Annotated in this window: 30 protein-coding genes; 17 read left to right on the top strand and 13 right to left on the bottom strand. The window is 73.6% G+C overall.

Annotation, left to right across the window (positions count from 1 at the left end; all coding sequences use genetic code 11):
- Positions 1-10 precede the first annotated feature (10 nt).
- On the top strand, positions 11-868 hold the full coding sequence (locus tag OG753_RS37335; RefSeq protein WP_327266193.1) for an SDR family oxidoreductase: 858 nt from the start codon (positions 11-13) through the stop codon (positions 866-868).
- Positions 869-902: 34 nt separating this feature from the next.
- Here the strand turns inward: OG753_RS37335 and OG753_RS37340 are convergent, their stop codons facing one another.
- The 3 genes from OG753_RS37340 to OG753_RS37350 form a co-directional block, all read right to left on the bottom strand.
- On the bottom strand, positions 903-1,094 hold the full coding sequence (locus tag OG753_RS37340; RefSeq protein ID WP_327266194.1) for a hypothetical protein: 192 nt from the start codon (positions 1,092-1,094) through the stop codon (positions 903-905).
- A gap of 103 nt (positions 1,095-1,197) precedes the next feature.
- Positions 1,198-1,404 carry a hypothetical protein gene (locus tag OG753_RS37345; RefSeq protein WP_405791903.1) on the bottom strand — a complete coding sequence of 69 codons (207 nt, stop codon included), beginning with the start codon at positions 1,402-1,404 and terminating at the stop codon, positions 1,198-1,200.
- Between the two features lie 288 nt (positions 1,405-1,692).
- Complete coding sequence (locus OG753_RS37350) at positions 1,693-3,183, bottom strand: cellulose binding domain-containing protein (RefSeq protein WP_405791905.1); 1,491 nt, start codon at positions 3,181-3,183, stop codon at positions 1,693-1,695.
- A 261-nt stretch (positions 3,184-3,444) separates the two neighbouring features.
- Here OG753_RS37350 and OG753_RS37355 point away from each other — a divergent pair, with 261 nt between their 5' ends.
- Entirely contained in the window at positions 3,445-5,145 is a 1,701-nt protein-coding gene (locus tag OG753_RS37355; RefSeq protein ID WP_405791907.1) for a serine/threonine-protein kinase, read from the top strand.
- Positions 5,146-5,240: 95 nt separating this feature from the next.
- On the opposite strand, the gene OG753_RS37360 is transcribed toward OG753_RS37355, so the two are convergent.
- The 3 genes from OG753_RS37360 to OG753_RS37370 form a co-directional block, all read right to left on the bottom strand.
- Positions 5,241-5,615, bottom strand: coding sequence for a VOC family protein (locus OG753_RS37360; protein ID WP_327266198.1), 375 nt, complete (start codon positions 5,613-5,615; stop codon positions 5,241-5,243).
- A gap of 37 nt (positions 5,616-5,652) precedes the next feature.
- The gene (locus OG753_RS37365) at positions 5,653-6,759 is read right to left on the bottom strand and encodes a PP2C family protein-serine/threonine phosphatase (RefSeq protein WP_327266199.1); all 1,107 of its coding nucleotides are present in this window, start codon (positions 6,757-6,759) and stop codon (positions 5,653-5,655) included.
- A 129-nt stretch (positions 6,760-6,888) separates the two neighbouring features.
- Positions 6,889-7,716 (bottom strand): LysR family transcriptional regulator substrate-binding protein, encoded by an 828-nt coding sequence (locus tag OG753_RS37370; protein WP_405791910.1) that lies wholly within the window; start codon positions 7,714-7,716, stop codon positions 6,889-6,891.
- A gap of 58 nt (positions 7,717-7,774) precedes the next feature.
- Between OG753_RS37370 and OG753_RS37375 the strand changes: the two genes are divergently transcribed.
- Positions 7,775-8,179 carry a DUF5997 family protein gene (locus OG753_RS37375; RefSeq protein WP_327266201.1) on the top strand — a complete coding sequence of 135 codons (405 nt, stop codon included), beginning with the start codon at positions 7,775-7,777 and terminating at the stop codon, positions 8,177-8,179.
- Positions 8,180-8,267: 88 nt separating this feature from the next.
- On the opposite strand, the gene OG753_RS37380 is transcribed toward OG753_RS37375, so the two are convergent.
- Positions 8,268-8,840, bottom strand: coding sequence for a YdeI/OmpD-associated family protein (locus OG753_RS37380; RefSeq protein ID WP_327266202.1), 573 nt, complete (start codon positions 8,838-8,840; stop codon positions 8,268-8,270).
- A 61-nt stretch (positions 8,841-8,901) separates the two neighbouring features.
- Between OG753_RS37380 and OG753_RS37385 the strand changes: the two genes are divergently transcribed.
- Positions 8,902-9,069 (top strand): hypothetical protein, encoded by a 168-nt coding sequence (locus tag OG753_RS37385; protein ID WP_327266203.1) that lies wholly within the window; start codon positions 8,902-8,904, stop codon positions 9,067-9,069.
- A 183-nt stretch (positions 9,070-9,252) separates the two neighbouring features.
- On the opposite strand, the gene OG753_RS37390 is transcribed toward OG753_RS37385, so the two are convergent.
- Entirely contained in the window at positions 9,253-9,708 is a 456-nt protein-coding gene (locus tag OG753_RS37390; RefSeq protein WP_327266204.1) for a DoxX family protein, read from the bottom strand.
- 447 nt (positions 9,709-10,155) lie between these two features.
- On the opposite strand from OG753_RS37390, the gene OG753_RS37395 reads away from it, so the two are divergent.
- The 6 genes from OG753_RS37395 (at position 10,156) to OG753_RS37420 (ending at position 14,975) form a co-directional block, all read left to right on the top strand.
- A complete protein-coding gene (locus OG753_RS37395; protein WP_327266205.1) occupies positions 10,156-11,112 on the top strand; it encodes a tellurite resistance/C4-dicarboxylate transporter family protein in 957 nt (318 codons plus the stop codon).
- A gap of 64 nt (positions 11,113-11,176) precedes the next feature.
- Positions 11,177-11,611, top strand: coding sequence for a VOC family protein (locus OG753_RS37400; protein WP_405791913.1), 435 nt, complete (start codon positions 11,177-11,179; stop codon positions 11,609-11,611).
- Between the two features lie 70 nt (positions 11,612-11,681).
- Positions 11,682-12,368 carry an epimerase gene (locus OG753_RS37405; RefSeq protein ID WP_327266207.1) on the top strand — a complete coding sequence of 229 codons (687 nt, stop codon included), beginning with the start codon at positions 11,682-11,684 and terminating at the stop codon, positions 12,366-12,368.
- A 57-nt stretch (positions 12,369-12,425) separates the two neighbouring features.
- Entirely contained in the window at positions 12,426-13,634 is a 1,209-nt protein-coding gene (locus OG753_RS37410; RefSeq protein ID WP_327266208.1) for an RNA ligase, read from the top strand.
- 3 nt (positions 13,635-13,637) lie between these two features.
- Complete coding sequence (locus tag OG753_RS37415) at positions 13,638-14,612, top strand: AAA family ATPase (RefSeq protein ID WP_327266209.1); 975 nt, start codon at positions 13,638-13,640, stop codon at positions 14,610-14,612.
- Positions 14,613-14,624: 12 nt separating this feature from the next.
- Positions 14,625-14,975: an NTP pyrophosphohydrolase gene (locus OG753_RS37420; RefSeq protein ID WP_405791916.1), complete on the top strand. Its 351-nt coding sequence runs from the start codon at positions 14,625-14,627 to the stop codon at positions 14,973-14,975.
- Between the two features lie 53 nt (positions 14,976-15,028).
- Here the strand turns inward: OG753_RS37420 and OG753_RS37425 are convergent, their stop codons facing one another.
- Positions 15,029-15,472 (bottom strand): SH3 domain-containing protein, encoded by a 444-nt coding sequence (locus tag OG753_RS37425; protein ID WP_327266211.1) that lies wholly within the window; start codon positions 15,470-15,472, stop codon positions 15,029-15,031.
- Positions 15,473-16,008: 536 nt separating this feature from the next.
- Between OG753_RS37425 and OG753_RS37430 the strand changes: the two genes are divergently transcribed.
- On the top strand, positions 16,009-16,377 hold the full coding sequence (locus OG753_RS37430) for a YbjQ family protein (protein ID WP_327266212.1): 369 nt from the start codon (positions 16,009-16,011) through the stop codon (positions 16,375-16,377).
- Between the two features lie 47 nt (positions 16,378-16,424).
- Positions 16,425-16,925 carry a GNAT family N-acetyltransferase gene (locus OG753_RS37435; protein WP_405791918.1) on the top strand — a complete coding sequence of 167 codons (501 nt, stop codon included), beginning with the start codon at positions 16,425-16,427 and terminating at the stop codon, positions 16,923-16,925.
- Between the two features lie 40 nt (positions 16,926-16,965).
- On the opposite strand, the gene OG753_RS37440 is transcribed toward OG753_RS37435, so the two are convergent.
- Both OG753_RS37440 and OG753_RS37445 read right to left on the bottom strand, forming a co-directional pair.
- Complete coding sequence (locus tag OG753_RS37440) at positions 16,966-17,430, bottom strand: hypothetical protein (RefSeq protein ID WP_405791920.1); 465 nt, start codon at positions 17,428-17,430, stop codon at positions 16,966-16,968.
- A gap of 51 nt (positions 17,431-17,481) precedes the next feature.
- Positions 17,482-19,290, bottom strand: a complete 1,809-nt coding sequence (locus OG753_RS37445) for a serine/threonine-protein kinase (RefSeq protein WP_405791922.1) — start codon at positions 19,288-19,290, stop codon at positions 17,482-17,484.
- Positions 19,291-19,391: 101 nt separating this feature from the next.
- Between OG753_RS37445 and OG753_RS37450 the strand changes: the two genes are divergently transcribed.
- Positions 19,392-20,021 (top strand): class I SAM-dependent methyltransferase, encoded by a 630-nt coding sequence (locus OG753_RS37450; protein WP_405791924.1) that lies wholly within the window; start codon positions 19,392-19,394, stop codon positions 20,019-20,021.
- A gap of 126 nt (positions 20,022-20,147) precedes the next feature.
- Here the strand turns inward: OG753_RS37450 and OG753_RS37455 are convergent, their stop codons facing one another.
- Entirely contained in the window at positions 20,148-21,164 is a 1,017-nt protein-coding gene (locus tag OG753_RS37455) for a DMT family transporter (protein ID WP_405791926.1), read from the bottom strand.
- Positions 21,165-21,193: 29 nt separating this feature from the next.
- Here OG753_RS37455 and OG753_RS37460 point away from each other — a divergent pair, with 29 nt between their 5' ends.
- The 4 genes from OG753_RS37460 to OG753_RS37475 are packed head-to-tail and all read left to right on the top strand — an operon-like array spanning position 21,194 to position 24,411.
- Positions 21,194-22,729 (top strand): PLP-dependent aminotransferase family protein, encoded by a 1,536-nt coding sequence (locus OG753_RS37460; protein ID WP_405791928.1) that lies wholly within the window; start codon positions 21,194-21,196, stop codon positions 22,727-22,729.
- A 43-nt stretch (positions 22,730-22,772) separates the two neighbouring features.
- A complete protein-coding gene (locus tag OG753_RS37465; protein WP_405791930.1) occupies positions 22,773-23,219 on the top strand; it encodes an LPXTG cell wall anchor domain-containing protein in 447 nt (148 codons plus the stop codon).
- Between the two features lie 8 nt (positions 23,220-23,227).
- Complete coding sequence (locus OG753_RS37470; RefSeq protein ID WP_327266220.1) at positions 23,228-23,890, top strand: SigE family RNA polymerase sigma factor; 663 nt, start codon at positions 23,228-23,230, stop codon at positions 23,888-23,890.
- The gene (locus OG753_RS37475; RefSeq protein ID WP_405791932.1) at positions 23,887-24,411 is read left to right on the top strand and encodes a hypothetical protein; all 525 of its coding nucleotides are present in this window, start codon (positions 23,887-23,889) and stop codon (positions 24,409-24,411) included. The genes OG753_RS37470 and OG753_RS37475 overlap by 4 nt, the downstream gene beginning before the upstream one ends.
- 66 nt (positions 24,412-24,477) lie before the next feature.
- Here the strand turns inward: OG753_RS37475 and OG753_RS37480 are convergent, their stop codons facing one another.
- On the bottom strand, positions 24,478-24,930 hold the full coding sequence (locus tag OG753_RS37480) for a MarR family winged helix-turn-helix transcriptional regulator (protein WP_405791934.1): 453 nt from the start codon (positions 24,928-24,930) through the stop codon (positions 24,478-24,480).
- Positions 24,931-25,002 lie beyond the last annotated feature (72 nt).

Raw genomic sequence — 25,002 nt, forward strand, 5'->3', positions numbered from 1 at the left:
CGGGGGAACGATGGGACGACGCTGGCTGGTCACGGGATGCTCCTCCGGCCTCGGGCACGCGCTGGCCACGGCCGCGGCCCGGGCAGGGGACGAACTGGCTGTCACCGCCCGCAAGACCGCAGACCTGGAGGACCTCGCGGCCGCCTGGCCCGGCCGCATCGTCCCGGTGCCGCTCGAACTGCGGGACGCCGCCTCCTGCGAGGAGGCCGTCCGTAGCGCCGTCGACCGTCTCGGCGGCATCGACATCCTCGTCAACAACGCGGGCATCGGAATGTTCGGTGCGGTCGAGGAGGTCTCGGACACCGAACTGCGCGACCAGTTGGAGACCCTGGTCGTGGGCCCGTGGCGGCTCACCCGGCTCGTCCTGCCGCTGATGCGCGCCCAGGGCCACGGCCACATCGTCAACATCTCCTCCGTGGTCGGCCGGATCGCCTTCCCGGGCCTGGGTGCCTACGTCGCCGGGAAGCACGCCCTGGAAGGCATGAGCCAGACCCTGGCCGTCGAGGCGGCCCCGCACAACATCCGCGTCACGGTGGTGGAGCCGGGGATGTTCGCCACCCGCTACGGCACGTCCATGGCCCAGTCGCAGCGTCGGGTCCCGGCCTACGACGTGACGAACCGCGAGATGCTCGAGGGCGCCCGCGGTCTCGCGGAGAACCCGGAGACCGGGCGCCCCGAGGACTTCGCCGCGCGGGTCCTCGACATCGTCGCGGCCCAGGGACCCACGCCGTTGCGGATCCCCGTCGGCGACGACGCCTACGGCTACCTGGAGCTGGCCGAGGAGGCCTCCCGCGAGGAGTTCGCCGCGGCCCGGATCCTCGCGCAGGGCCCGCTCGTGCCCCAGCTCCCGCCCCCGCCGTCGGTCTGACGGCGGGGGCGGGCGGCCGCAGTCCGTCCCGCCGTCAGCGCGCGTGGTGCTGGATGCCCCGCTGCGGGGGTACCCGGTTCGACCGGGGAGTGCGCGAGCGGCGGTGCCCGGCCCGCTGTCGGCGGCCCGGGAAGGGGTTGCGCCGGACGGTGGCGCTGGGGGCCGCGATCAGAAGTCCGACAACTGCGAGGACCACGACGAGGATGAGCACGGTGCCGAGGGTCATGTTCCTGCCTTCCGTCGGGTATTGACTGCCTGTCACTACTTCTTGTTACCGAATTTCGGGCCGCTAAACACAGAGGGTTACCGGACGTGCCGTCATGGGGGCCTCAGCGGCCCGGGGCGGCACGGATCGTCAGGCCGTGGAGACGGCGCGGACGATGCATTTCCCAGCAGGCCAGGGCCGTGAGGGTGACGGGGGCTCCGAGGATGAACAGGGCCCTGGCGCCCGCCGGGACCTGGGGGTGGGCGCCGGTGATGACGTCCAGGAGGGCCATCCCCCACACCAGGACGCCGGCCAGCACCGGCGGCACCACCTCGTGGAAGTTCGGCGGTACGGAAGACGTGCACGAGGGACAGGACGATGCCGTAGAGGGCGATCCTTCCGGGCGGCCCGACGGCGTTGTAGGTGACCATCAGGCCCACCAGGGTGCCGAGTCCCGGCCCGGTCCGCCACCGCTGGAGCCTGCGGACCGCAGGTCGGTCACGAGGCCCGGGCGCGGGGGACGGTCACGAGGGACGGGCGCGACGGCGGAGCCGACGGGTCTCACCGCCGCCGCGGTACCCGTCGGCCGCCGTTCGGGCCTCGAGCGGCGCGCGAGCGGCTACTTGAGCGCCGAGAACGCCTTGGTGAAGGCCAGCGGTTCCTGGAGGATGGAACTGCACGTCGCATCCGCGTGGTTGACCGCACCGGCCGCGCACTGCTTGTCGCGCGTGGAGGACCACATGGCCAGCCGGCCGATTCCCTTCGACGCCGCGAAGCCCACGAGCTGCGTCGCGTCCTCCACCGTGAAGATCTCGCTCACGACGTCGTTGACGCCGATCATCGGGGTGACGGCCACGGCCTTCCACGCCGCAGCGTCGGAGAGCCCGAGCACGCCCTTGATCTGCGCCTGGGTGGCGGTCGCGGCCGAGATCGCGTACTGCCCCATGTCCCCGCTGTACGCGGGCCCGTAGTCCATCGCCATGATGTTGACCGCGTCGACCCGCACGCCGTTCTTCTTCGCGTCGGCCAGCAGGGCCACGCCCGGCTGGGTCAGGCCCTCGGGCATCACCGGCAGCGTGAAGGCGACGTCCAGACCCGGGTGGGACTTCTGCAGCCGGGCGATGGCCTGCGCGCGGCGGGCGTTGGCCGCGGTGTCGGGCAGGGCGGCGCCCTCGATGTCGAAGTCGACCTTGGTGAGCCGGTAGTGGTCGACGACCTTCCCGTACGCGGCGGTCAGGTCGTCCACGGTGGCGCAGTTCAGGGCCAGTTCGTGCCCGGCGGCCCCGCCGAACGACACCCGTACGTCGCCGCCCCTGGCGCGCAGCGCACCGGTCTGGGCGGCCACCTTGTCGTTCGCGAGATCCGTGACGCCGCCCCACAGCGGTGCGCAGCCGCCGCCGGAGGTGATGAAGGCGAGGTGGAACTCCTTCACGCCGGTCTTCGTCGCGGTGTCGAGCAGGTCGTACGAGGGGTAGAGCGAGGTGTCCACGTACGGGGCGAAGCGCGCGCCGCCGCCACCGGGGGCGGGAGTGGGGACGGGGGCGGTCGCCGTGGGGGAGGGCGACTTGGTCCCGGTGGGCGCGGCGGACGTCGCGGGTGCGGTCGGCGCCGGGCTCGCGGTGACGGTGGGCCGGACGGTGGGGCGTCCGCTGGGCTGGGCCGTGGCGCCCTGGTCCACCGAGCACTTCACCCCGTTGATCAGGCACCCCGTGGGGTCGCCGAGGGTACCGGTGCCGCTGGTGACGAAGCCGACGGTGACGGAGGCCCCGGCGGCCAGCTGCGCGTTCCAGGCGGCGGGCTTCACGGTGACGCGGCTGCCGGAAACGGTGTGGGTGCCGTTCCACAGCGAGTCGATCTTCGTTCCTGCGGGCAGGTCGAACTGGAGGGTCCAGTCCGACTGCGCCCGGCCGGTGCCGTTGGTGATCACGTACTGGCCGGTGTAACCGCCGCTCCAGGAGCTGGACTTGGTGTACACGGCGCCGACGGAGGTCGCCTGCGCCGTACCGGTGAGCGCGAAGGCCGCCCCACCAATCACCGCCGCGGCCACGATCGCGCCCGTGACCTTCGCCGTACGACTCGTCCTGCGCCGGTGCCCGACTGTGCTGCCCATCACGTGCCTGCCTCTGTGTTACTGGGGAGTTGGGGGATCGAGCAGCACGCTAGCCGCACCGAAACGGACATTCGTTCGTTTCTGTATGGCGGCGATGAGCCTTAGGTTCCACTTAAGGTGGAGGTAAGGGCGGGCTACGGAAGCCGGGGGGAAGCCGGGGGAGGGCACGGTTACGGCGCCCGTCGGGGTCGGTGACGGACTAATATCCACCTGCCCGGCCGACCGGGCGCACGGGGCGATTTCGGGGGAAGCATGGCGGAGATGGTGGACACGTCGCTGAGTGTGGGTGTCCTGGCCGTGGCCGGTCCGGCGCTCGTGGTGCGGCTGTTGTCACTGCCGCTGCTCCTGCGCGCCCAGGATGCCGTGCGTGAGCGGGTGTCGGCCGCCCGGGACGGGCGTGCGGCGCCAGGCAGGGCGGCCGTCGTCGGGGAGCTGGCGGTACAGCTCGGCGGCGGCGCCGTCCTGGTGGCGCTGCTGCTGATGCTGCGCCGGTCCCTTCCCGGCCTGGACATGCTGGCGGAACCGGCCGCCTGGGGGCAGGCGTTCCCCCTGGCCATCGAGTTCGGCCTGCCTCTGACGCTGGCCCGGACCTACTTCGTCGGCGGGGCGATCGTCGCCCTAACGCTCTGGCTCCTGCTGTGGTTCCTGACGCAGCGCAACCTGCTGACCGCCGGTGCACCCGCGCAGCCCGGGGCGCCGTCTCCGAATGGCCCGCGGACGGCCGCCCTGCTCGCCCTCCGGGTGGCCGTCGGCGTGTTCGCACCCGTCGGGGTGCTGCTGGCTGCCCTCGTGTTCCAGGCCGTCGCCCTCATCGCCAGCTCCAGGGCCCGGGGGACGGCCCGTGCTGGCGGAGGTCTCCCCGTCACGGTCACGCCCTCGGTCGTGCCTTCGATCGCTCCGTCGGTGACGCCCGCGGCCGCGGCCACAGCCACGGCCCCGCCGCTTGCGCCGCTGACCCCGCTGGTTCCGCCGGCGCCCTCGTTCCCGCCCGCGCGGCAGGTCCCGTACCTTCCGACGCAGGCCGACCGGAGCACCGGAGCGGTGCCGCAGGTCGCCTGTCAGGAGCTGAACCCGAACGAGCCGCGCACGATCGCCGGATACCAGCTGCTCGGCCGGATCGGGGCCGGCGGGATGGGAACGGTGTACCTGGCCCGGCGCGAGGGGGCGGCGACCCAGGTGGCCCTGAAGACGATCCACCCCGAACTCCTGGACCACGCCGAGCTGTTGCTGCGCTTCGAGCGCGAGGTGGAGGTGCTGTCCATGGTGTCCGGCGCCTACACCGCCCGGGTGCTCGACGCCGGGGTGGACGCCGGACGCCCGTACCTGGCCATGGAGTTGCTCGACGGACGGCCCCTCGACGTCCACCTGCGGGAGCAGGGCCCGATCCGCTCCCCGGAGGCGCTGCGCGCCCTGGCCCTCGCGCTGGCCGTGGCGCTCTCCGGTGTGCACAGGCTCGGCCTCGTGCACCGGGACCTCAAGCCCGCCAACATCATGCTCACCACCGCCGGACCGCGCCTGCTCGACTTCGGGATCGCGGCGCTCGTGGACGGCACCCGGCTCACCCGCACCGGCGGCGGACCGGGCACCCTGACCTACATGGCACCGGAGCAGTTCGGCGACGAGCGTGTCGGGACGGCCGCCGACGTGTGGGCGTGGGCCTGCTGCGTGGTGTGCGCGGCCCACGGCACCAGTCCGTTCTCGGCGACGAGCACGGGCGCGGTGATCCGCCGGATCGTGGACACCGGTCCCGAGCCCGCCGCGCTGGAGGCGGTACGGGCGCTCGATCCGGCCCTCGCGGCCGCCGTCGGGCGGGCGTTGACCGCGGATCCCGCCGGGCGCCCGGCGGACGGCGCGGCCCTGGTCGAGCTGCTGACCGGGCCCCAGGGGCCGGACCCGAGGCTGCCGGACGCGGGCGCGGTCCGCGAGCAGATCACGCAGGGCTGGCGCACGCTGACCCTCTGACCCTCTGACCCTCTGACCCTCTACCCCCTGGCCCTCTGACCTGACCCGGCCGACTCGGTCGTCCGGACCGTTCCCGTTGTCCCGGCCGGCCCGGGTCAGCCGTGCGTGGCGTCGATGACGCAGAAGCGGTTGCCCTCGGGATCGGCCAGCACGACGAAGTCGGGGTCCTCCGGATAGGAGTCCCAGTCGACCTGCCGGGCACCCAGTGACACCAGTCGCGCCACCTCCGCCCCCTGCTCCGCGGCGTCCGCCGCGTACAAGTCGAGGTGGACGCGCGGGTGTTCCTGTACGGGGCTGACACTGCGGCCGAGGGCCAGGCCCGGACCGCCTGCCCCGTCGGCCGGGACGAGGACGGTCCAGCCGTCGTCCACCTCGCCGTCGCGGGGTACGTATCCCAGCGCCCGGGTCCAGAATTCGGCGGCCCGGCGCACGTCCGCGGCGCCCATGACGATCGTTCCGAGGGTCAGCATGATCCGATTCTGGCAAACCGGGGCCGGCCCGACACCTCTAAGGGCGCAACGGACGAGAGATGGCCACCATCGCAGCGTCGTCGTCGAGCCGGTGCCCGGCCGCGTGCGCGAGCAGGTCCTCGCACAATCGGTCCAGCAGGGCCTGCGGCGCCAGGCCCGACCACGCGGTCACGCGCTCCGCCAGGGGGTAGAAGGCGCCCGACCCGTCGCGCGCCTCCAGGACGCCGTCCGTGTAGAGGAGCAGGACGTCGCCGTCGCCGAAGGCGAAGGTCTGCGCGGTGACGTCCGAAGCCACGAGTCCGGCGAGACCCAGCGGCGGCGCGGGCCGCGGCACCTCCAGCTGGACGGCTCCGCCCGCGCGCAGCACGAGCAGCGGCGGCGGATGGCCGCAGCTGACGAGGTGCAGCACTTGCCCGGCGTCGGGGATCTCCAGGACGGCCGCGGTCACGAAGCTCTCCCCCTCGTCCCCGGCGCCGCCGTCCAGGTCCGCGGAGACCGCGGCTTCCAGGTAGTCCACCAGGCCCGGCAGCCGGGCCTCCTGGTGGGCGGAGGCCCGGAAGGCGCCCATGACGAGGGCGGCGTCCCCGACCGCGTCCAGCCCCTTGCCCCGGACATCGCCGATGATCAGCCGCGTTCCCGTGGCCGTCCGGGCGGCGGCGTACAGGTCGCCGCCGATCTGGGCCTCGGCCGCGGCGGCGAGGTAGACGGAGGCGACACCCAGCGGACCGATCCGGTCCGGCAGGGGCCGCAGGACCACCTCCTGCGCGGTCTCCGCCACCGAACGCAGCTGGACCACTTCCTTCTCGTGCACCTCGCGCAGGTGGGCGAAGAAGGTCACGAACACCGAGATCATCACGAGCGCGATGATCTGGAAGGTGTGGTTCAGGTCGGTCACGGTGGTACTGCCCACCGCGACCACGATCTGCGCCAGTACGGCGACCACACCCACCAGGGCCGTCATCCGGGGACCCGCGAACGACGCGGTCACCGCCGGTGCCGCGGCCAGGAAAGGTCCCAGGTGCACCTCGGGGGGAGCGATCAGGTCGACCGCCGTCACCAGGGCGATCAGCGCGAACGGAACCGCCAGCTGTGCGTGCCTCACCTGCGGGTGGTGGTGTCGTGCGTGCGACCGCCGGAGATACATCCCCCCCTGCATACACCGAGAGGCGATCCGGACCCCCGAAGCCAGGCCGTCACGGGCCCAGCCGGTACTGGACCGGGCCCATCCCGTGCTCGGTCCGTACGGGCTTCGCTCCCCAGGCCCTACGTCCTCCTACGGACGGCGCCGGGGCTTGCCGCTCTTGCCGCCGCCTTTGGGGGCACCGGAACCGCCGCGGGTGTTCTTGCCCGCCGGCTTCCCGGACCCCGACCTGCCGGCCCCGGCCTTGCCGGCCCCCGACTTCCGCTGAGCCCCGCCGGCGCCGCCCGCTCCCGCACCCGTTTCCGGGCGCTTGCGCTTCGTCTTGGGCTGCGGCGGGGTCGGCGCGCGGCCCCGCGTGCTGTTCACGGTCCGGCCGCGGACGATCCCGATGAACTCCTCCACCAGATCGGTGGTCTCCTCCTGCGGCCACGACAGCGCGACCCGCGATGCGGGCGCGTCCGAGACCGTCCGGTAGGTCAGGTCCTTGCGGTGGTGCAGACGGGCGAGCGACTGCGGGACGACGAGCACGCCCACCCCGGCCGCCACCAGCTCGATCGCGTCCGCCGTCGTCTCGGGGCGCTCGATCGCGGGCTTCCCCGGCAGCTGCTCCCAGGCCAGGGTGTCGTCGAGGGGGTGGAACACGATCTCGTCGGCGAGGTCCTCGGTGGACACCTCCTCGGCCGCGGCCACGAGGTGATCCTTGGGGACGACGACCACCGTGGTCTCGGTGTAGAGGGGGATCGCGCTGAGGTCGTCACGGTCGACCGGCAGCCGCACGAACCCGGCGTCGGCGCCGCCCGCCCGCAGTACGCCGAACGCCTCGGTCGGGGACACCGCGACCAGGGTCAGGGGGACGTCGGGCAGCCGCTCGTTCCAGATACGCACCCATTTGCTGGGTGTCACCCCGGGGACATAAGCGAGCCGGAACGAAGGGGGTACTGGTACTTCCGAGCCTGTCACCCCGCAAGGTTACCGGTCGTGGTCGGAGGTAGCGCACACGCTCGATACTCTTGACACCATGACGTCGCACCAGAACACCCAGACGATGAAGCCCGCGACCGCGGCGAAGAAGCTGGGCGTGTACCTCGAGGCCACCCCCGCAGAGTTCCAGGAGGGTGTCGTCTCGCGCAGCGAATTGAGTGCGCTCCAGGCCGAGCCGCCCCAGTGGCTGCAGGAGCTGCGCGCCAACGGTCCGCACCCCCGACCGGTGGTGGCGGCCAAGCTGGGCGTCTCCATCGCAGGCCTCGCCCGCGGCGGGGTCACCGAGCCCCTCACCACGGAGCAGATCGAAGCGCTGAAGCAGGAAGCCCCCGAGTGGCTGCAGCGCGAGCGCGCCACCCAGGCCGAGGTCCGCAAGGAAACGGTCCGCATCAAGGAGAAGAACGCGGAGCGCGCCGAGAAGGCCCGCGACCAGCGCTCCTGACCTGCGGCTCCGCCTCCCGCCAGGCCTGGCTCCCCCACGGGGAGGCCAGGCCTGACGCCTTCCCGCGTCCTGCGCCCGCGCCCCGCGCCTATGGGGCGTCCTCCCGAAGCAGCCGCACCGCCCGGTCGAGCCGGGCCCGCCTGGTCTCCGGCGTGAGCGCCTGGAGCAACGGCAGGATCACCTGGTAGCGCCCGGTCCGGTCGAGCGCCTCGAACGCCTTCCGGGCCTCCGGATCCGCCTCGAACGCCGCCGCCAGATCGGGTGGCACCGTCGCCGTCCGCTGGGACTCGTAGGCGTGCGTCCACCGTCCGTCGGCCTGCGCCCTGCGCACCTCGGCCAGACCCGGCTCGCGCATCCGCCCCGCGGCCGTCAGCTCCGCGACCTTGTCGACGTTCACCTGCGACCACAGGCTCCTGGGCCGGCGGGGTACGTACTTCTGCAGGTAGTGGCGCTCGTCGAGGGCACGCCGCTGCCCGGAGATCCAGCCGTAGCACAGCCCGATGTCGACCAGCTCGTCGTCGGTGACCGACGCGATCCCGGACTTCTTCTTGGCCAGCTTGATCCACACGCCCTCGTGGCGCGTGTGGTGCTCGGCCAGCCAGCTCTCGAAAGCCTCGGCGTCCGCGAAGCCGACGATCTCCACCCCACCCAGTTCCTCCATGCACCCAGGCTATCGGCCACCGTCCGGGCGCCGACGCGTTCGCCCTCGTCATGGTGTTCGCGTGGAGTGCCCGGACGCCGCACTGCTGTCGGTCGGCCCGAACGGCTCGATGAACACGAGCCTGATCCCGTACCTGTCCCTGGGTGTCGCCTGCATGACCGGCCATCGGTTCCGTGAACACCGGCAGCACACCGCCGAGTTGCGCACGGAAGACACCGCATGCAGCTGACGGGTCAACGTGCCCGGCAGGGCACGGCCGTCCGACAGGCCGCGTTCAGCCGCAGCTTCGTCCGCGCGTCCGGGCCCGCGGAGCCGCAGGAGCGGGGCGCCGCGGGCCGTGGCGAGGGATTGCCGAGCGCGACCCCGGCGGGGCAGGGCGTTCGAACGGTCAGATGGCCGAGGAGCTGTTCATCTAGGCGGTCACGGTCTCCGGGCGGTTCTCGTCCCGGCGTCCGACCGAGGCCGAGGACCGCGAGGAGAACAGCCCGTCCACCGCCAGCGCGCCGGGGCCGGTGAACACCAGCAGGAGGAAGGCCCAGCAGAACATCGCCGAGGCCTCGCCGCCGTTCTGCAGCGGCCACAGCGCACCCGGCTGGTGCACGGTGAAGTACGCGTACGCCATCGAGCCGGAGGCGACGAAGGCGGCCGCCCGCGTGCCGAGACCCAGCAGGATCAGGGCGCCGGCGACGAGCTGGATGGCGGCGGCGTACCAGCCGGGCCAGGTTCCGGCCGCGACGGTGCCACCACCGTGCGCACCGCCGAGGACACCGAAGAGGGAGGCCGCACCGTGCGAGGCGAAGAGCAGTCCGGTGACGATCCGGAACAGGCCGACGGCATAGGGCTGGGCATGGTCGAGACGGGCGTTCATGGGGGAGGCTCCTTCGGTAGGGGACGGGTCCCGAAGTCGTGCCGAGGCCCTCGATCGAGGGCGAGCCATAGGTTAGGTAGGCCTTACCGGGCTGACAAGCGCGAGTTCCGGCCACCACCGAGGGCGTCCGACGCTACAGCGCGCCCCTCGGGCCACGCCGTCGGCGCGCGCGGCGGCCGGCGGGCCGGGGACCCGGGCGGCCCACCCTGACGCGGCAGCGCCCGCCCGGCGCACGGGGGACGGGGACCCGCCGGTCCGCCCCCGGTGACGGACCGACAGGTCCGCGCCCGACTCCGATCCCAGGACCGGCCCGGATACCCGCATGTGCATCGCGCGCAGGCTCGCTCGAACCGGCGCGCAGGAACCATGCCCACCCGGCCGTGTGGTTCCCGCGCCGGTCGGCCCTGTCCACTGGCGGCCCGCGGAACGGTGGGGTCCGCTGGAGGCGTGAGCATCCTCCCCGGCCGTGACTGGTGGACCGGACTCCCGCCGGCGGCGGGAGCCGCCGTCATGGCCACCGGCATCATCTCCGTCGGCCTGCACCTGACCGGGTACGAGGTGGTGTCGCTGGCCGCGCTCGCCGTCGCCGGGGCGCTGTGGCTCGTACTCGCCGCCGACTTCACCTTCCGGCTGCTGGGCGACCGCGGACGGTTCCGGGCGGAGGCCGACACCCCGGCCGCGCTGACGGCCGTCGCCGCCACAGCCGTCATCGGAGCCCGGCTCTCGGCGCAGGGGTGGCAGACGGCCGCTGCCGTGCTGCTCGTGCTGGCGACCGTGGTGTGGCCGGGACTGCTGATCAACGTCGTCCGGCACTGGGGGCAGCGCATGCCCGGGGCGGCGTTCCTCGGCTGCGTGGCCACCCAGGGGCTCTCCGTCCTCGCCGCCTCCCTCGCCACCGCCGAGCATGTGGACTGGCTGGCCTGGGCGGCACTGGCCGCCTTCTGCCTCGGGCTGTTGCTCTACCTGGCGGCCCTCTTCCGTTTCGACCTCCGAGAGGTGGTGGGCGGGGCGGGGGACCACTGGGTGGCGGGCGGTGCGCTTTCCATCTCGGCCCTTGCCGGATCCAAGCTCACGGCCTCACCCGTATGGACCGGTTCGGCGCACGGCACCCTGCGTACCGTCACGCTGGCCCTGCTCGTCCTGTCCCTCGTCTGGTACGTCGTCCTCCTCGCCGCCGAACTGCGCCACCCGAGGCCGCGCTACGACATCCGGCGCTGGGCCACCGTCTTCCCGCTCGGCATGACGGCCACCGCCTGCCTGTCCGTGGCGGACCCGGCCGGCATCCCCTGGCTGCGCCCGCTGGGCGAGGTACTGCTCTGGGTCTCCGTGGGCGCCTGGCTGCTGACCTTCGCCGCCCTGGTCGCCTCTCATCTCGGCGCCCGGCGCGGGGCGGAGCGCCGATGACGCGGCCCCGGTTGGCGCACGCCGCCGTGTGGCAGTCACGACGGCACCTCAGTAGGGTCCCGGCATGGCCTACACATTCCAGGTGACCATCGACTCGGCCGACCCGCACAGCCTCGCCGACTGGTGGGCCGACGCCCTGGGCTGGGAAGTGGAGCCGAGCGACGAGCCGTTCATCCGCGGCCTGATCGAAGCGGGCCACGCGACCGAGGACGACACCAAGACCCACCGCGGCACCCTCGTCTGGAAGGTGGGAGCCGCCATCCGCCACCCGGAGGGTCTGGAGGGCGCGCCCCGCGTCCTGTTCCAGCTCGTCCCCGAATCCAAGACCGTCAAGAACCGGGTCCACCTCGACGTCCGGACCGGCTCCGACGACCCGCAGACGGTGGTCGAACGCCTCATCGCCCGCGGCGCGAAGCACCTCCACGAGGGCCGCCAGGGCCCGAGCGTCTGGACCACCCTCGCCGACCCCGAGGGCAACGAGCTCTGCGTCTCCCACTAGGTCGTCTCTTCGAGATCCTGCCGGACCGGGTCGTCCGGCGAGATGTCGGCGAGACGCCTACGCTGCCCGTGTGAACGTCATCCTCTTCGGTGCGACCGGCATGCTCGGCCGGGGCGTCCTGCGCGAATGCCTGCGCGACGATGCGGTCGGGAGCGTCCTCGCGATCGGACGCACACCGCTCGGAGTCAGCCACCCCAAGCTGCGCGAGTGCGTCCAGGACGATCCGTCCGACCTTGCCGCGGCCGGGGTCGACCCGGCCGCGTACGACGCCTGCTTCTTCTGCCTCGGCGTCTCCTCCGTCGGCATGACGGAGGAGGCCTACCGGCGCGTCACCCACGACCTGACGCTCGCCGTGGCCCGGCCGCTGGCCGCCGCCAACCCCGGCATGACCTTCGTCTACGTGTCCGGCGTGGGCACGGACAGCACCGTGCAGGGCCGTTCCATGTGGGCCCGGGTCAAGGGGAAGACCGAGAACGACCTGCTGGAACTGCCCTTCCGCGCCTACATGTTCCGCCCCGGGATCGTCCAGCCGGTGCGCGGCGTGCCCTCGAAGGCCCGCATCTCCCGGATGTTCTACGCGGTCCTCGGCCCCCTGGTCCCCCTCGTCCGATGGGTCGCCCCGAACAGCGTCATCACCTCCGAGGCCTTCGGCCGAGCCATGATCGCCGTCGCCACGCCCGGCACCGAGGTCCCCGGCCACATCCTGCGGCCCGCCGACATCAACCGCCTGGGCGGTGCCCCGACCAGGCATAATTGACTACCGGGCACACCCTCCCGCACGTGAGAATGAGCCATCTCAAACCGGGAGGACCCCATGAGCCAGGAGACCCTGACTCTGCATGACCTGCTGCCCGCACAGGCGCTGGCGGACTCGATCGACGCCGGGTACGTGACCCGCAAGTCGCACCCCGAACTGCCGCTGTCCATCTACACCTACACCCGGACGGCCCAGTACGAACGCGTCTGGAACGAGGTCACCACACGCTGCCGCGGACTCGTCGCCGACGACACCACCGGCGCGATCGTCGCCCTGCCGCTGCCGAAGTTCTTCAACGTCGGCGAGCACGAGTCCGGCCAGCCGTACGCCCCCGCCCTCCCGGACGAGCCGTTCGAGGTGTACGACAAGGTCGACGGCAGCCTCGCCGTCGTCTTCCACTACGCGGGCCGCTGGCGGGTCGCCTCCAAGGGGTCCTTCATCAGCGCCCAGGCGACCTGGGCCCAGCGCCGGCTCGACGGCCGGGACACCGCCGCTCTGCGTCCCGGCACCACGTACCTGGCGGAGATCCTCTACCCGCAGAACCGCATCGTGGTCGACTACGGCGAGCGCCGGGACCTCGTCCTCCTCGCCGCCTTCGGCCAGGACGGCACCGAGGTCCCGCTCGCCGAGGCCGCGTCCCACTGGGAGGCGATCGGCTCGGTCGTCACGGTGTGGCCCGCCATGCCCATCGACGAGCTGGTCGCACTGACCGAGTCCAACACCCTGCCCGGCGGCGCCGCCGCGACCGGCACCCAGGCGGAGGGCTTCGTGCTGCGGTTCGCCTCCGGCGTGCGCGCGAAGGCCAAGCTGTCCGAGTACGTACGGCTCCACCGCGTGCTCACCAAGGTCACCGAGCGGGACATCTGGCGCGCCCACGGCATCCAGCGCTTCGCCGGCCTGCCCGCCAAGCAGGTCGCCCAGGGCCTCGGTTCCACGGTCGCCGAGATCGAGGCCTCGGGCGGCAAGCCGCTGGACGCGCTGCTGGACCAGGTGCCGGACGAGTTCGACGCCTGGGTGCGCGAGGTGATCGACCGGATCGAGGGCGAGGCCGCACGGCGCGAGCGCGCCATCGACGAGGCGTACGCGTCGCTCGCACACCTGGCCGCCGACCGGGGGGCCTTCGCCCGCGCCGTGAAGGAACTGCCCGACCGTGAGGTCAGGCCCGCGATGTTCCTGCGCCTGGACGGCCGGCCCACGGAGCTCGCCGTGTGGCGCAACGTACGGCCGGAGACCTCCGACCCCTTCACGAACGACGAGGAGAACTGACCCGTGTCCGAAGAGACACCCGTGGCCGCTGCCGAGGAGGCCCCGCTGCCCGTCGTCCACCTGATGACGGGCCTGCCGGCTTCCGGCAAGACGACTGCCGCGCGCGCCCTGCAGGCCGAGGCCGGCGGCCGCATGCGCCGCGTCAACCTCGACGACCTGCGACTCATGCTCGACCTGCCCGACCCCGGGCGGGGCCGCAGCTACGCGCACGAGCAGACGGTCCTGACCGTCCAGGACGCGGCGGTCCGCGCGGCGGTCGACGGCGGTTTCGACGTGGTCGTCGACAACACCCACCTGACCAAGCACATCCCCAAGCGGCTCAAGGCCGCGGTCGGCGGTCTGGCGACCTTCGTCGTGCACGACTTCACCGACGTCCCGCTGGAGGAGTGCCTGCGCCGGGACGCCGCCCGGGAGCGTCAGGTCGGCGAGGAGATCATCCGCATCCTGGCCGAGAAGCACGCGAAGGTCCGCAAGGGTGGCTGGCGGCTGACGGCGGAGTGGATGAACGGCGGGGCGAGCGGAGTGGCCGCGCCTCCGGTGACGGAGTACGTCCCCGACCCGGCACTGCCGGCCGCGGTGATGTGCGACATCGACGGCACCCTCGCCATCACCGGCGACCGGGGACCGTACGACTTCTCGCGCTGCGAGCTCGACCTGCTCAACGAGTCGGTGCGGCACGCGCTCGACGCCTTCCGGCGTGCCGACGGCGACGTGATCGTGCTGCTGTCGGGGCGCGGCGAGGAACACCGCCCGCAGACCGAGTCCTGGCTGCGGCGCCACGAGGTGCCGTACGACGAGCTGTGGATGCGCGCGGCCGGTGACACGCGCCGCGACGACGTGGTGAAGGCGGAGCTGTTCGACGCGCACGTGCGTCACCGGTACGCCGTACGGGTCTCGCTCGACGACCGCGACCGGGTGGTCGCGATCTGGCGCCGGATGGGCCTGCCCACCTGGCAGGTCAACTACGGCGACTTCTGAGGGTCCGGCCACGTGGCGAGCGTGCTGATCGTGGACGGCGCGAACGTCGTCGGCTCGGTGCCGGACGGCTGGTGGCGGGACCGGCGGGGCGCGGCCGTCCGGTTGCGCGACCTGCTGGCCGCGCGGGTCGGGGACGAGGAGATCATCCTCGTCGTCGAGGGCGCCGCCCGGGGCATCGAGTCCGTTCCCGGCGTACGGGTGGACCCGGCGCCCGGGAGCGGGGACGACCGGATCGTGGAGCTGGCCGCCGCCCATGCGGAGCGCGGCTGTGTCGTGGTCACGGCCGACCGCGAACTGCGGGAGCGGGTCCGGGCGTACGGAGTGCGGTGCGTGGGCCCGCGTGCCGTACGCCCGGTGGACTGACTGCCTACTGCCTACTGCCTACTGCCTACTGCCCCATGCCGACTGCGGTCGGGTCAGCGGCAGTACTTCACCTCGGAGAGGTTCTTGACGTAGCGGGCGGAGACCCAGCGCTCCTTGTCGTACGCGATCTTGGGCATCGCGGCGTCCTGGCCCCAGTCGCTGTTCCGCTCGGCCAGGCGGTACCAGATGCTGTTGCCGTTCACCTTGTCGCCGTGCTTCTTGCAGGCGATCTGGACCTTGGTGTTCGGGTACACGTGGCCGAGGGACTGCGCGCGGGTGCTCGGCCTGCTGCGGACCGTCAGCGGGCCCTTCGACACGACCCGGCCGGTGGCACGCTGGGCGGGGTACACCCCGGGCTGCGCCCCGCCCACGACGATCTCCTGCGGCGCCGGATTGTCCGTCGGACCGTCGTCCGCGACGGCGCCGCCCGCTCCGACCAGACCGAGAACCAGGCTGCCGGTGGCGAGAGCGAGGGTGGTTCTGGTGGGCTTCAGCATGAGCCGGCTCCTCTACGAAGACATCCACCCGGCCGCGACGCGCGGCACGGGGCGGCAACCAGGTGGTTGCCAGGGACGACTATGGAGAGGACGGGGCGCTTAGTGCCGGTGGCTCACCGCCGTTTAACCCGATATGACCAATTTGGCCACTCGGGATGCGCCGGCCGTGCCCTCCCCCGAACGGGCACGGCCGCGCACACCGGGACCCGTGAGTACAGGGCCTGTACCGGCCGGTGAACCGGCAGAGGAAAATCTACGGGCGGACCGCCCCCACCGCGCCCCTCCACGGGTGGAGACCCGCCTACTGTCCTGGGGGGCGACGCCATACAACCTGGGGAGTACGCGCAAGGGTTCGCGTGCACGTCACCGCCCACCCTGCGGCGTGACAACGCAGGTGCACCGCTGCGGGGGCAGGGCGGTATGTCCGGCCACGCCGGGCCGGGGTCCTGGCGTACGGGTCCGGGCGTGGCCGCCCGGATGCTACGAACGCGCGGTTCGGCGTGCGGGAGGCGACGGCCCGCGCCAGAGTGGGGGCCATGGGTATCGAAGACTACGGCGGCGGCGCCGGCGCGCACGAGAGCGGCGTCCTCGTCGTGACGACCAATGACGTCCCCGGCTACCGGGTCGAGCGGGTGATCGGCGAGGTCTTCGGCCTCACCGTCCGCTCCCGTCACCTGGGCAGCCAGATCGGCGCAGGCCTGAAGTCGATGATCGGCGGCGAACTGAAGGGCCTCACCAAGACCCTGGTGGAGACCCGGAACCAGGCCATGGACCGCCTCATCGAACAGGCGAAGGCGCGCGGCGGGAACGCCGTGCTGATGATGCGCTTCGACGTCACCGACGCGCAGGACGTCGGCACCGAGGTCTGCGCGTACGGGACGGCCGTGGTCCTCGTCCCCGCCTGACCCCTCCGGCCGGACGGCTGTGCGGCGGGGATGCGATGCTCGGTGGCGTGAATGCTCAACGCGAGGTCGTCGTCGTCCGCGTGCCCGGCAGTGCCCTCGCCGCCCGGGACGGGCTGGCCGAACTGCTGGCCGCCTACCATCTGCGGACCCAGGCCGAGAAGGGCGAGGCCGTGGCCGGGGTGGAGGAACTGCCCGGCCGCTACCGGGCGGAGATCGCGGATCCACGAACCGCGTTCGCCGCGGACACCGTGCTGCTCGCGATGAGCGGGGACGCCGCCGTGGGCTGCCTGGTGGTGACCGCCCCGGCCGAGGGGCGGTCCGAGGTGAAGAGGCTCTGGACGGCCCCGGAGTTCCGCGGGCTGGGCATCGCGTCCCGCTTGGTCGCCGCCGCCCTCGCGCAGGCCGCGGAGAGCGGGACCGGTGCGGTGCGGCTGTCGGTGTGGAAGTGGCGGGCGGGCGCGATCGCACTGTACGAGCGGCTCGGGTTCGCCCGCACCGATTCGTGGGACGAGCGGGACCTGCTCGTCTGCATGGAACGGCCCGTGTGACAGGCGTGCGGGGCCATGGGTGCATGGCCACGACGCCCGGTCACGGGGCCGGCCGCCGCTCCCCGCGGTCCTCGGCGCTCCCGCGGGCGAGGATCGTCCTCAGCGCCGCCAGGTCGGCCGGCTCGGTGCGGCGCAGACGGCCGCGGCCGTCCGCGTCGAGGTCGGCGGGGCGGACGACGACCAGCCGCAGCCCGTGCGCCGGGATCTCCACGTCGCGCCGCGCGTCGTACAGGGCACGCTGCTCGCCGCGGTGAACGCCGCTGATCGTGAGCCGGTCCGGCTTGTCGAAGTGGGGCACGGGCCGGTCGTGCTGCAGTTCGCGGTATTCCACCACGAGCTCGTGGCCGGGCCAGTAGGCGTCGACCGGCAGCCTGGCGCGGCGACCGCTCGTTCCGGGGTCGCCCAGCAGCCAGTCGAACCTGTGCTGCGGCAGGGCGTCCTCGCCGAGGATCCGGTCGCACAGCCCGATGACGTACGCCTCGTCGCTGTCGTCTCTCGTTCCCATGACCGGGCATCCTGCCACTCCGACCGGCCGATGCCCCGTCTTCGGCAGCAACTACCGCTTCCAGAGCGTCACTTCGGTGAGGTACGTCGGGACCTTGTGCAGCCTGTCCGTCGAGGGTTCGACGCCGACGATCTTGATCATGGCCAGGTTGCCCTTGGACGTGACGGTGCAGAGCAGGTCGCCCTGGACGATGGCGCTGTCCGCACCGCTGAGGTCGGACTGCGGCAGGCGGTCCGGGATGGGATCGGTGGCCGCACCGGTCTCGCACGCCTCGGGGGTGGCACCCTTGCTCTTGCCGAACGAGGTTCCGTTCTTGATGTCCTCGAAGCCCATGGCCAGTTCCCGGTCCTTCCAGCCGATCTCGTCGGAGGTGGCCACCTTGGGGAAGTCGAGGTCGACGTCGTTGACCTTGCCGAACTCCCTGGGTGCCAGGAGCTTCAAGGGCCTGTCCTTGAACACCGCGGTGTAGGTGCGACCGGAGGGCGAGGCCGACGCCGAGGCGGACGCCGAGGGGGTCCGGCCGTCGGCCTGCGCCACCGGCGCCGCGGAGTCCTTCGGGGCGTCCGCCGTCTGCTTCGCGCCCTTGTCCTCCTCGCGCGTCAGGTACCAGGTACCGCCCGCGGCGACGGCGACGGCCAGGACTCCCGCACCCACGGCCAGGGGTACGCGGCTTCGGCGCGCCGGGGGAGCGGGCGCGGGCGCCGCCGGAGCGGCGTGGGCGGAGGAGTGGGCATAGGCCGGTGCGGTGGCGGCGGCGGTGGGCGCGCCGTACACCGGGGCCTGGGTCGGCGCGTAGGCCATGGGGACCGGCCCGGAGGCCTGCGTGGGCGCGTACGCCGGGGGCGGGGGCGGGGTCCGAGCCGACGCCGGGGCAGGCGCGGCGGCAGGCGCCGGGGCCGGGGCCGGGGCCGGAGTCGTGGACGGAGCCTGCGCCTGGGCTTGTGCCTGCGCCGACTGCTCGCGGCGGGCGATCTCCGCGGCCAGCGGCCCGGGCAGCCACCCGTTGAAGTCGCGCAGGTCCCGTCCCGCCACTCGGCCGCACCACTCCGCGAGCTCGGCCGGGCGCGGCCGCTGCTCGGCGTCGGCGTGCAGGCAGCGCTCCAGCAGCTGTCGCAGCGGCTCCGGGTAGCCGGTCAGATCCGGCGCCTGCTGCGGGGTGTTGGCTATCGCCGCGGCGATGGACAGGCCCGCCCCGTCGCCGTACGGGTGGCGGCCGGTGGCCACGACCGCGGCGATCAGCCCGAGGGCGAAGACATCGGTCGCCGGGGTGACCGTGCGGCCGAGCGCGTGCTCGGGCGACATGTACTGGGGCGTCCCGATGAACCCGCCGCTGCGCGTCAGCTGGGTGGTGTCGGTGGCCCGTGCGATCCCGAAGTCGATCACCCAGGGGCCGTTCGAACCGAGCAGGATGTTGCTCGGCTTCAGATCGCGGTGCACCACCGAGGCGGCGTGGACGGAGTGCAGGGCCTGCGCCGTGCAGCCGATCAGCTGGAACATCGCGGGCAGCGGCAGCGGGCCGTGGGTGGCGAGGGCGTCGTCGAGCGCCAGGCCCGGCACGAACGCGGTCGCCAGCCAGGGCTGTTCACCGCTGGTGTCGTGGTCGAGGACCGGCACGATGTGGTAGCCCTGCACCCGGCGGGCCGCCTGCACCTCACGTTCGAAGCGGACCCGGAAGTCCTGCTCCTGGGCGAACTCCCGGCGGATGACCTTCAGGGCGACCGGCTGGTTCCCCCGGGTCCGCGAGAGGTAGACGGAGCCCATGCCGCCCTCACCGATCTTCGCGAGCAGCCGGTATCCGGAGATCTCCTGCGGATCCTCCGGTCCGAGCGGTTTCAGTACGGCGGCGTCGGCGTTGGACATGGGCTCCCCCTTGATGATCACTGGCACCAGATCCTAACGGGGGCGTCGCCCGCCACCGCACCGGCCGGTACGGTGGTCGCCCGAGACGAAGGGGCGGCCCGATGAGTCAACGCAAGTCGGCGGCAGACGTGTTCGACGAGCTGGGGGAGCGCTACGAGGAAGTGTTCGGCCGAGTGCCCGGTCAGCTGGCGGCACTTGACTGGCTCACCGCCCGACTGCCCGCCGGGGCGCGGGTGCTGGACGTGGGCAGCGGCACGGGACGGCCCACCGCCGAGGCGCTGGTCCGGGCCGGCTGCGCCGTCACCGGTATCGACGTGTCGGCGGCCATGGTCGAACTGGCCCGCGCCAGAGTCCCGCAGGCGAACTTCGAACAGGCCGACGTACGCACATACACGCCCCGGCGGGCCGGCTTCGACGCCGTCTGCTCCTTCTTCCCGCTCCTGGTGATGGACCAGCCCGAGGTCGCCGGAGCACTGGACCGCATGGCGTCCTGGGTCGCCCCGGGCGGGTACTTCGTGATGGCCACGGTGCCGGGGGACATCCGGGGCCTGGACATCGAGTGGATGGGCCACGAGGTCACCGTCAGCAGCCTCTCCACGGCGGACCACCTGGCCAGGCTCGCCGACCGCGGCCTGGAGGTGCTGCACCACCACACCGCGCACTTCCAGCCCGCCGACGACCGGGCGGGCCCCGAGGAGCACCTCTTCTGCTACGCGCGCCGGAGCGTGTGACCGGACGCCGGCCGCGCCCGGTACGGACTGCCGTGCGCGGGAGCGGACCGCCCCCGCCGTCCCCGCCTGCCGCCCGGACAGGCGGCTGACGCGGGCCGGATCCTCGTCACCGGCCCGCCGGGCGCCTCAAGGGGACGCGGGAGCCCGGTCGGTGCGGGGCTCCCGCGCGTCCGCCGACGGGGCACGTTCCGGACGCAGGCCCGCGGCCAGCCCCACGATCACCACCAGCAGACCCACCCACACCGTCGGGCCCGGGACCCCGCTGCCCGCGAGGACCCCGGCACCGGCCGCGGCCAAGGGAGCGATCCCGGTCAGCAGCCCGGCGCGGCCCGCGCCCACGGCGGCCACCGTGCGGTACCAGAGCAGGAAGGCCACCGCCGTCACCATGACGGCGAGGTATGCGGCCGCCGCCCACTGCGACCGATCGAGCGAGGTCACCTCGGCCGGGCTCTCGAAGAGGACCGTGAGCCCCACCAGCATCAGCGCCCCCAGCCACACCGCGTGCACGGACACACCCCACGCGCCGTGCCGACGCAGCACCGGCACCGCGAGCAGGGTGAACGCCGCCTCGCAGCCCAGCGCGAGCGCCGCCCAGGCGACCCCGGCGGCGTCCGTCCGGCCCGTCCCCTCGACCAGTACCGCCCCGGCCACCACGACCGGAGCCGCCAGCAGCACCCGACGGCTGGGCCGCCGCCCCTCCAGTACGGGCCCGATCAGACCCAGCAGAATCGGTACGGAGGCCACCGCGACGGCGATGACGGCCGGTTCGGCATGCGCCACCCCGCGGACCACGGCCACGTTGAACAGCACCAGCCCGGCCGCCGCGATCCCCGCCAGCCACAGCCACTCCCGGCCGCGCGGCAGGTGGACCGGCACCCGGGCGGCCCGGGCCAGGGCGAACAGCAGCAGCGCGGCGGCCGTGTACCGGACAGCCTGGGTGGCGAACAGCGGGGCGTCGACGAGCGCCCGCGAGACCGTGACGCTGCTGCCGACCAGTGCCATCCCGGCGATGCCCGGCGCCAGGTCCCGGAGCGCCGTGGAGGCGGGCGCGGCACCGGAGTCTGATGCGGAGCCGTAGCCGGGGGAGGGGACGGGGCCGGCGGTGGGTACGGAGCCGGAGGCAGAGGCGCGGGGTGAGTGCATGCGATCCAGCGTGGCCGCACAATGGCCCCATGAGCAGGTCCAATGAGGGTGCCTCCGAGGGGTCCAAAAGTCCGAGCGGTTCGGACTTCCTCCAGCTCGACGTGGGTCCGGTCCCGCCCGGCGGCCGTACCGAATGGCTCGCGGGCCGGCTGCGGGCCGCCATCGCCGACGGCACCCTCCCGGTCGGCAGCCGGCTCCCGGCCAGCCGCGTCCTCGCCGCCGAACTGCGCGTCTCCCGCGGGCTCGTCACCGAGGCCTACCAGCGCCTCGCGGAGAGCGGCCAGGTCAGCGGGCGGGGCCGGGGCGGCACCGTGGTCGTCGCCGCCCCACCACCCGTCTCCGCCCCCACCCCTTCCGCCCCCTTTGCCGCCCCCGCGCGCGGCGGGCCGGTGGACGCCCTGCGCGCCGTACCGTGCCGGATCGACCTCTCGCCCGGGGTGCCCGACCTCACCGCCTTCCCGCGTACCGCCTGGCTGCAGGCCGAGCGCCGGGTGCTCGGCGCGCTCACCTCGGCGGACTTCGGCTACGGGAACCCCCAGGGCGCGCCCGCGCTCCGCGAGGCGGTCGTCGGCTGGCTGGCCCGGAACCGGGGGATCCGCGCCGACCCCGACGAGGTGGTCGTCGTCGCGGGCGTGGCCCAGGCGCTGGCGCTGCTGGCGCACGTCCTGCGGGAGGAGGGCGTGCACCGGGTCGCGGTCGAGGACCCCGGCTCGCTCGGCGCCCGGCAGCAACTGGAGTACGGGCGGCTGGAGACGGTCCCCGTACGGGTCGACGGGGCCGGGCTGGACGTGGCCGGGCTCCGGGCGAGCGGGGCCGGCGCCGTCCTGCTCACACCGGCGCACCAGTTCCCGACCGGGGTCGTCCTCGACGGCGAGCGCCGCCGGGACCTGCTCGGCTGGGCGGCCGCCGGGGGACTGGTCATCGAGGACGACTACGACGCCGAGCATCGCTACGACCGCGCCCCCGTCCCCGCCCTGCGCGCCCTGCTGCCCGAGGGGGTCTGCTACGCGGGGAGCGTGTCCAAACTCCTCGCCCCCGCCCTTCGCCTGGGATGGCTGCTGGTCCCGCCGCGCCTGCTCGACGCCGTGACCGCCGCCAAGCGCTACGCCGACCTCGGCAACCCGGTCCTCGCCCAGCTGGTCCTGGCCCGGCTGATGGACTCCGGTGATCTGGAGCGGCATCTGCGCTTCGTCCGGCGCCGCCACCGCCGTCGCCGTGACGTCATGCTCCGGGCGGTCACCGAGCTGTTGCCCGGCGCCCGGGTGCACGGCGCCGCGGCCGGACTGCACCTGATGGTCACCTTCGAGGGAGCCGGATTCGAGGACACCGCCCTTGCCTCGGCGGCCCTGGCCCTGGGCGTCAAGACCCACCCGCTGTCCTGGCACCGAGTCCGGCCGGGCCCGCCGGGCCTGGTCCTCGGCTACGCGGCGGGCCCGGCCGGTGAGATCGAGGAGGGCATCGCGGTCCTGGCCACGGCCCTTGCGGGTGTCCTTCCGGAAAGCGGCCGGAAAGTTCTTCCGAAGCGGCGGCAACCTCCCGGGGGGTCGCGCGTCGTGCGGGGGTGAAGGGCGTGGTCCCGCGCCCCCGACCCGACCGTGGAGAACCACCGTGAAGAACCTGAAGCGCGTCCACCCGGCCTTCCGCCGGACGGCCGTCACCGCTGCCGCCGCCGGGGTGGCCGTCGCCCTCGCCGGCCCGGCCTTCGCCGCCGGCGGTGGCGCGGCCGCGCCCTCCCCGGCCGTCAGCGTGCCCGCGAGTGCCTCACCCAGCGCGGGCGTGGCCAAGCCCTCCCCGTCGGTGAGCACCCCGCCGAGCGCGGGATCGGACACGAGGAGCGCGTCCCCCAGCGCCGCCCCCAGCGCCAGTCCGTCGGCCCCGGGGTCGAGCGTCCGCCCCAGCGCGTCGCCCTCCGAGCCGGCCGCCGCCCCCGGCACCCCGGAGCTCGCGCATACTGGCTCCTCGGCGACCACCGTCGCCATGGGAGCGGGGGCCACCGGTCTGGTCCTGGCCGGCGCGGGAGCCCTGTACGCCGTGCGGCGCCGCGCGAACAGCTGAGGAACCCCGTGCTCCAACTCGCACCACACGTCGGCCCCCTCACGCCCGGCTTCGGCCGGGGGTGGCGGGGCCTGTGGTCGTTGCTGCGGCGCGAGCGGTCCGCCCCGCCCGTCTCCCCGCGGCCGTACGGCGGCCCGTACGGGTCCTCGTACCCGCACGACCACACGGTCCACGCCGACCTGCGGCCGCCCACCGTCACCGAGCTCTACCACGCGCACCGGCTGCGGATGGTCCGGCTGGCGGTGCTGCTCGTCGACGACCTGGCCACCGCCGAGGACGTGGTCCAGGACGCCTTCACCGCCCTCTACCGGCGGCACGGGGAACAGATCACCGAGGTCGACAACGCCCTGGGCTACCTGCGCACCGCGGTGGTCAACACCTCGCGCTCCGTGCTGCGCCGCAGGCGCACCGCCCGGGCCTGGACCCCGCCCGTGGCGGCCGACATTCCGTCCGCCGAGGACCGCGTGGTCCTGGACGAGGCGCACCGCGAGGTGCTCGCCGCGCTCGGCCGGCTCACGCCGCGCCGCCGCCAGGTCCTGGTGCTGCGGTACTGGGCCGATCTCAGCGAGGCGGAGATCGCGACCACCCTCGGGATCAGCCGGGGAGCCGTGAAGTCCAACGCGAGCCGCGGCCTGGACTCCCTGGAGAAGATTCTGGAGGGACGGATATGACGGGTGACGGCGAACGCCTCGCCGAGCGTCCCGTCGAGCGCAGGCTGCGGCAGGCACTCGACGCACGCGCGGACAGCATCGACGTCCGTGGACTGCGGCCCGCGGATCCGCCGGGGGCGCGGGCCGGACGGCTGCCGATGGCCGGGCTGCGGAGGTTCGCGCTGCCGCTGGCGGGCCTGGTGGCGGCCGCCGCAGCCGCCGGGGTCGGCTACCTGCTGCTGGCCCCGGACGCGTCGCCGGGCCCGGGGCTGCCGGCCACTCCACCGAGGATCACGGCCCCCGGCCCGTCCTCGGAGCACTCGAAGTCGCCGACTCCGGCGCCGTCCGGATCCGGGCGGCCCAACCCGGGCGTGGACTCCTCGGGGAGCCCGTCCGCTTCCTCGTCCCCCTCCCGGTCGGGGAGCCCGTCGGCCACGGGCTCTCCCCGGTCGCCGGGATCGGCGAGCCCGTCGGCGAGCCCGTCCGGCGCGCGAGGCGCCTCCGTGACGCCCTCACCGCCGTCGGCATCGGCCTCGCGCTAGGTCCTGTCGTCGAAGGAGCGCCGGTTGGTGCCGGGCGCCCGTAGCTCGTCGCCCGGCGTCCGGCCCTCAGCGGCGGAGGTTCTCCACCGCCGCCACCAGCGGGGCGAGTTCCGGCTTGCGCGAGGCCGCGTCGAGGGCCTCGCGCAGCGCGGTGTCATTGGTGGGGCGGGCCGCGGCCAGGAGGGCCAGGCCCGCCTCGCTCACGTCGGTGTAGATGCCCCGCCGGTCGGTGTCGCAGATGTAGCGGTTCAGCAGGCCGCGGTCCTCCAGCCTGCTGACCAGCCGGGTCGTCGCGCTCTGGCTGAGGACCACCGATTCGGCGACCTGGTGCATGCGCAGGTGCCCGCCCGGTCCGCTGTGCTGGCGGCTGAGGACGTCGAGCAGCGAGTACTCGCGCACGCTGAGGCCGTGCCCGGCCTGCAGGGCCCGTTCGATGTGCGCCTCGATCCGCCCGTGCAGGAGGGAGAGGGCGCACCAGCCCTGGGAGAGGGCGGTGAGCGCGCTGTCCGTGGCCGTCATGGGCTCCTCCATCGAAGCGTCCCGGGCTGGGTCTGTGTCCACCAGGATAGTCCACATGCGCAATAGCCCGCG

The organism is Streptomyces sp. NBC_00029 (assembly GCF_045160505.1).
Classification (GTDB): domain Bacteria; phylum Actinomycetota; class Actinomycetes; order Streptomycetales; family Streptomycetaceae; genus Streptomyces.

Coding starts and splice junctions, on each gene's coding strand:
- OG753_RS37355 (WP_405791907.1), top strand. CDS start 3,445: ATGGTGGACACGTCGCTGAGTGTGGGTGTCCTGGCCGTGGCCGGTCCG.
- OG753_RS37460 (WP_405791928.1), top strand. CDS start 21,194: ATGAGCAGGTCCAATGAGGGTGCCTCCGAGGGGTCCAAAAGTCCGAGC.
- OG753_RS37380 (WP_327266202.1), bottom strand. CDS start 8,840: ATGGAGGAACTGGGTGGGGTGGAGATCGTCGGCTTCGCGGACGCCGAG.
- OG753_RS37360 (WP_327266198.1), bottom strand. CDS start 5,615: ATGCTGACCCTCGGAACGATCGTCATGGGCGCCGCGGACGTGCGCCGG.
- OG753_RS37375 (WP_327266201.1), top strand. CDS start 7,775: ATGACGTCGCACCAGAACACCCAGACGATGAAGCCCGCGACCGCGGCG.
- OG753_RS37455 (WP_405791926.1), bottom strand. CDS start 21,164: ATGCACTCACCCCGCGCCTCTGCCTCCGGCTCCGTACCCACCGCCGGC.
- OG753_RS37445 (WP_405791922.1), bottom strand. CDS start 19,290: ATGTCCAACGCCGACGCCGCCGTACTGAAACCGCTCGGACCGGAGGAT.
- OG753_RS37475 (WP_405791932.1), top strand. CDS start 23,887: ATGACGGGTGACGGCGAACGCCTCGCCGAGCGTCCCGTCGAGCGCAGG.
- OG753_RS37390 (WP_327266204.1), bottom strand. CDS start 9,708: ATGAACGCCCGTCTCGACCATGCCCAGCCCTATGCCGTCGGCCTGTTC.
- OG753_RS37365 (WP_327266199.1), bottom strand. CDS start 6,759: ATGTATCTCCGGCGGTCGCACGCACGACACCACCACCCGCAGGTGAGG.
- OG753_RS37425 (WP_327266211.1), bottom strand. CDS start 15,472: ATGCTGAAGCCCACCAGAACCACCCTCGCTCTCGCCACCGGCAGCCTG.
- OG753_RS37450 (WP_405791924.1), top strand. CDS start 19,392: ATGAGTCAACGCAAGTCGGCGGCAGACGTGTTCGACGAGCTGGGGGAG.
- OG753_RS37480 (WP_405791934.1), bottom strand. CDS start 24,930: ATGACGGCCACGGACAGCGCGCTCACCGCCCTCTCCCAGGGCTGGTGC.
- OG753_RS37440 (WP_405791920.1), bottom strand. CDS start 17,430: ATGGGAACGAGAGACGACAGCGACGAGGCGTACGTCATCGGGCTGTGC.
- OG753_RS37335 (WP_327266193.1), top strand. CDS start 11: ATGGGACGACGCTGGCTGGTCACGGGATGCTCCTCCGGCCTCGGGCAC.
- OG753_RS37400 (WP_405791913.1), top strand. CDS start 11,177: ATGGCCTACACATTCCAGGTGACCATCGACTCGGCCGACCCGCACAGC.
- OG753_RS37340 (WP_327266194.1), bottom strand. CDS start 1,094: ATGACCCTCGGCACCGTGCTCATCCTCGTCGTGGTCCTCGCAGTTGTC.
- OG753_RS37410 (WP_327266208.1), top strand. CDS start 12,426: ATGAGCCAGGAGACCCTGACTCTGCATGACCTGCTGCCCGCACAGGCG.
- OG753_RS37430 (WP_327266212.1), top strand. CDS start 16,009: ATGGGTATCGAAGACTACGGCGGCGGCGCCGGCGCGCACGAGAGCGGC.
- OG753_RS37350 (WP_405791905.1), bottom strand. CDS start 3,183: ATGGGCAGCACAGTCGGGCACCGGCGCAGGACGAGTCGTACGGCGAAG.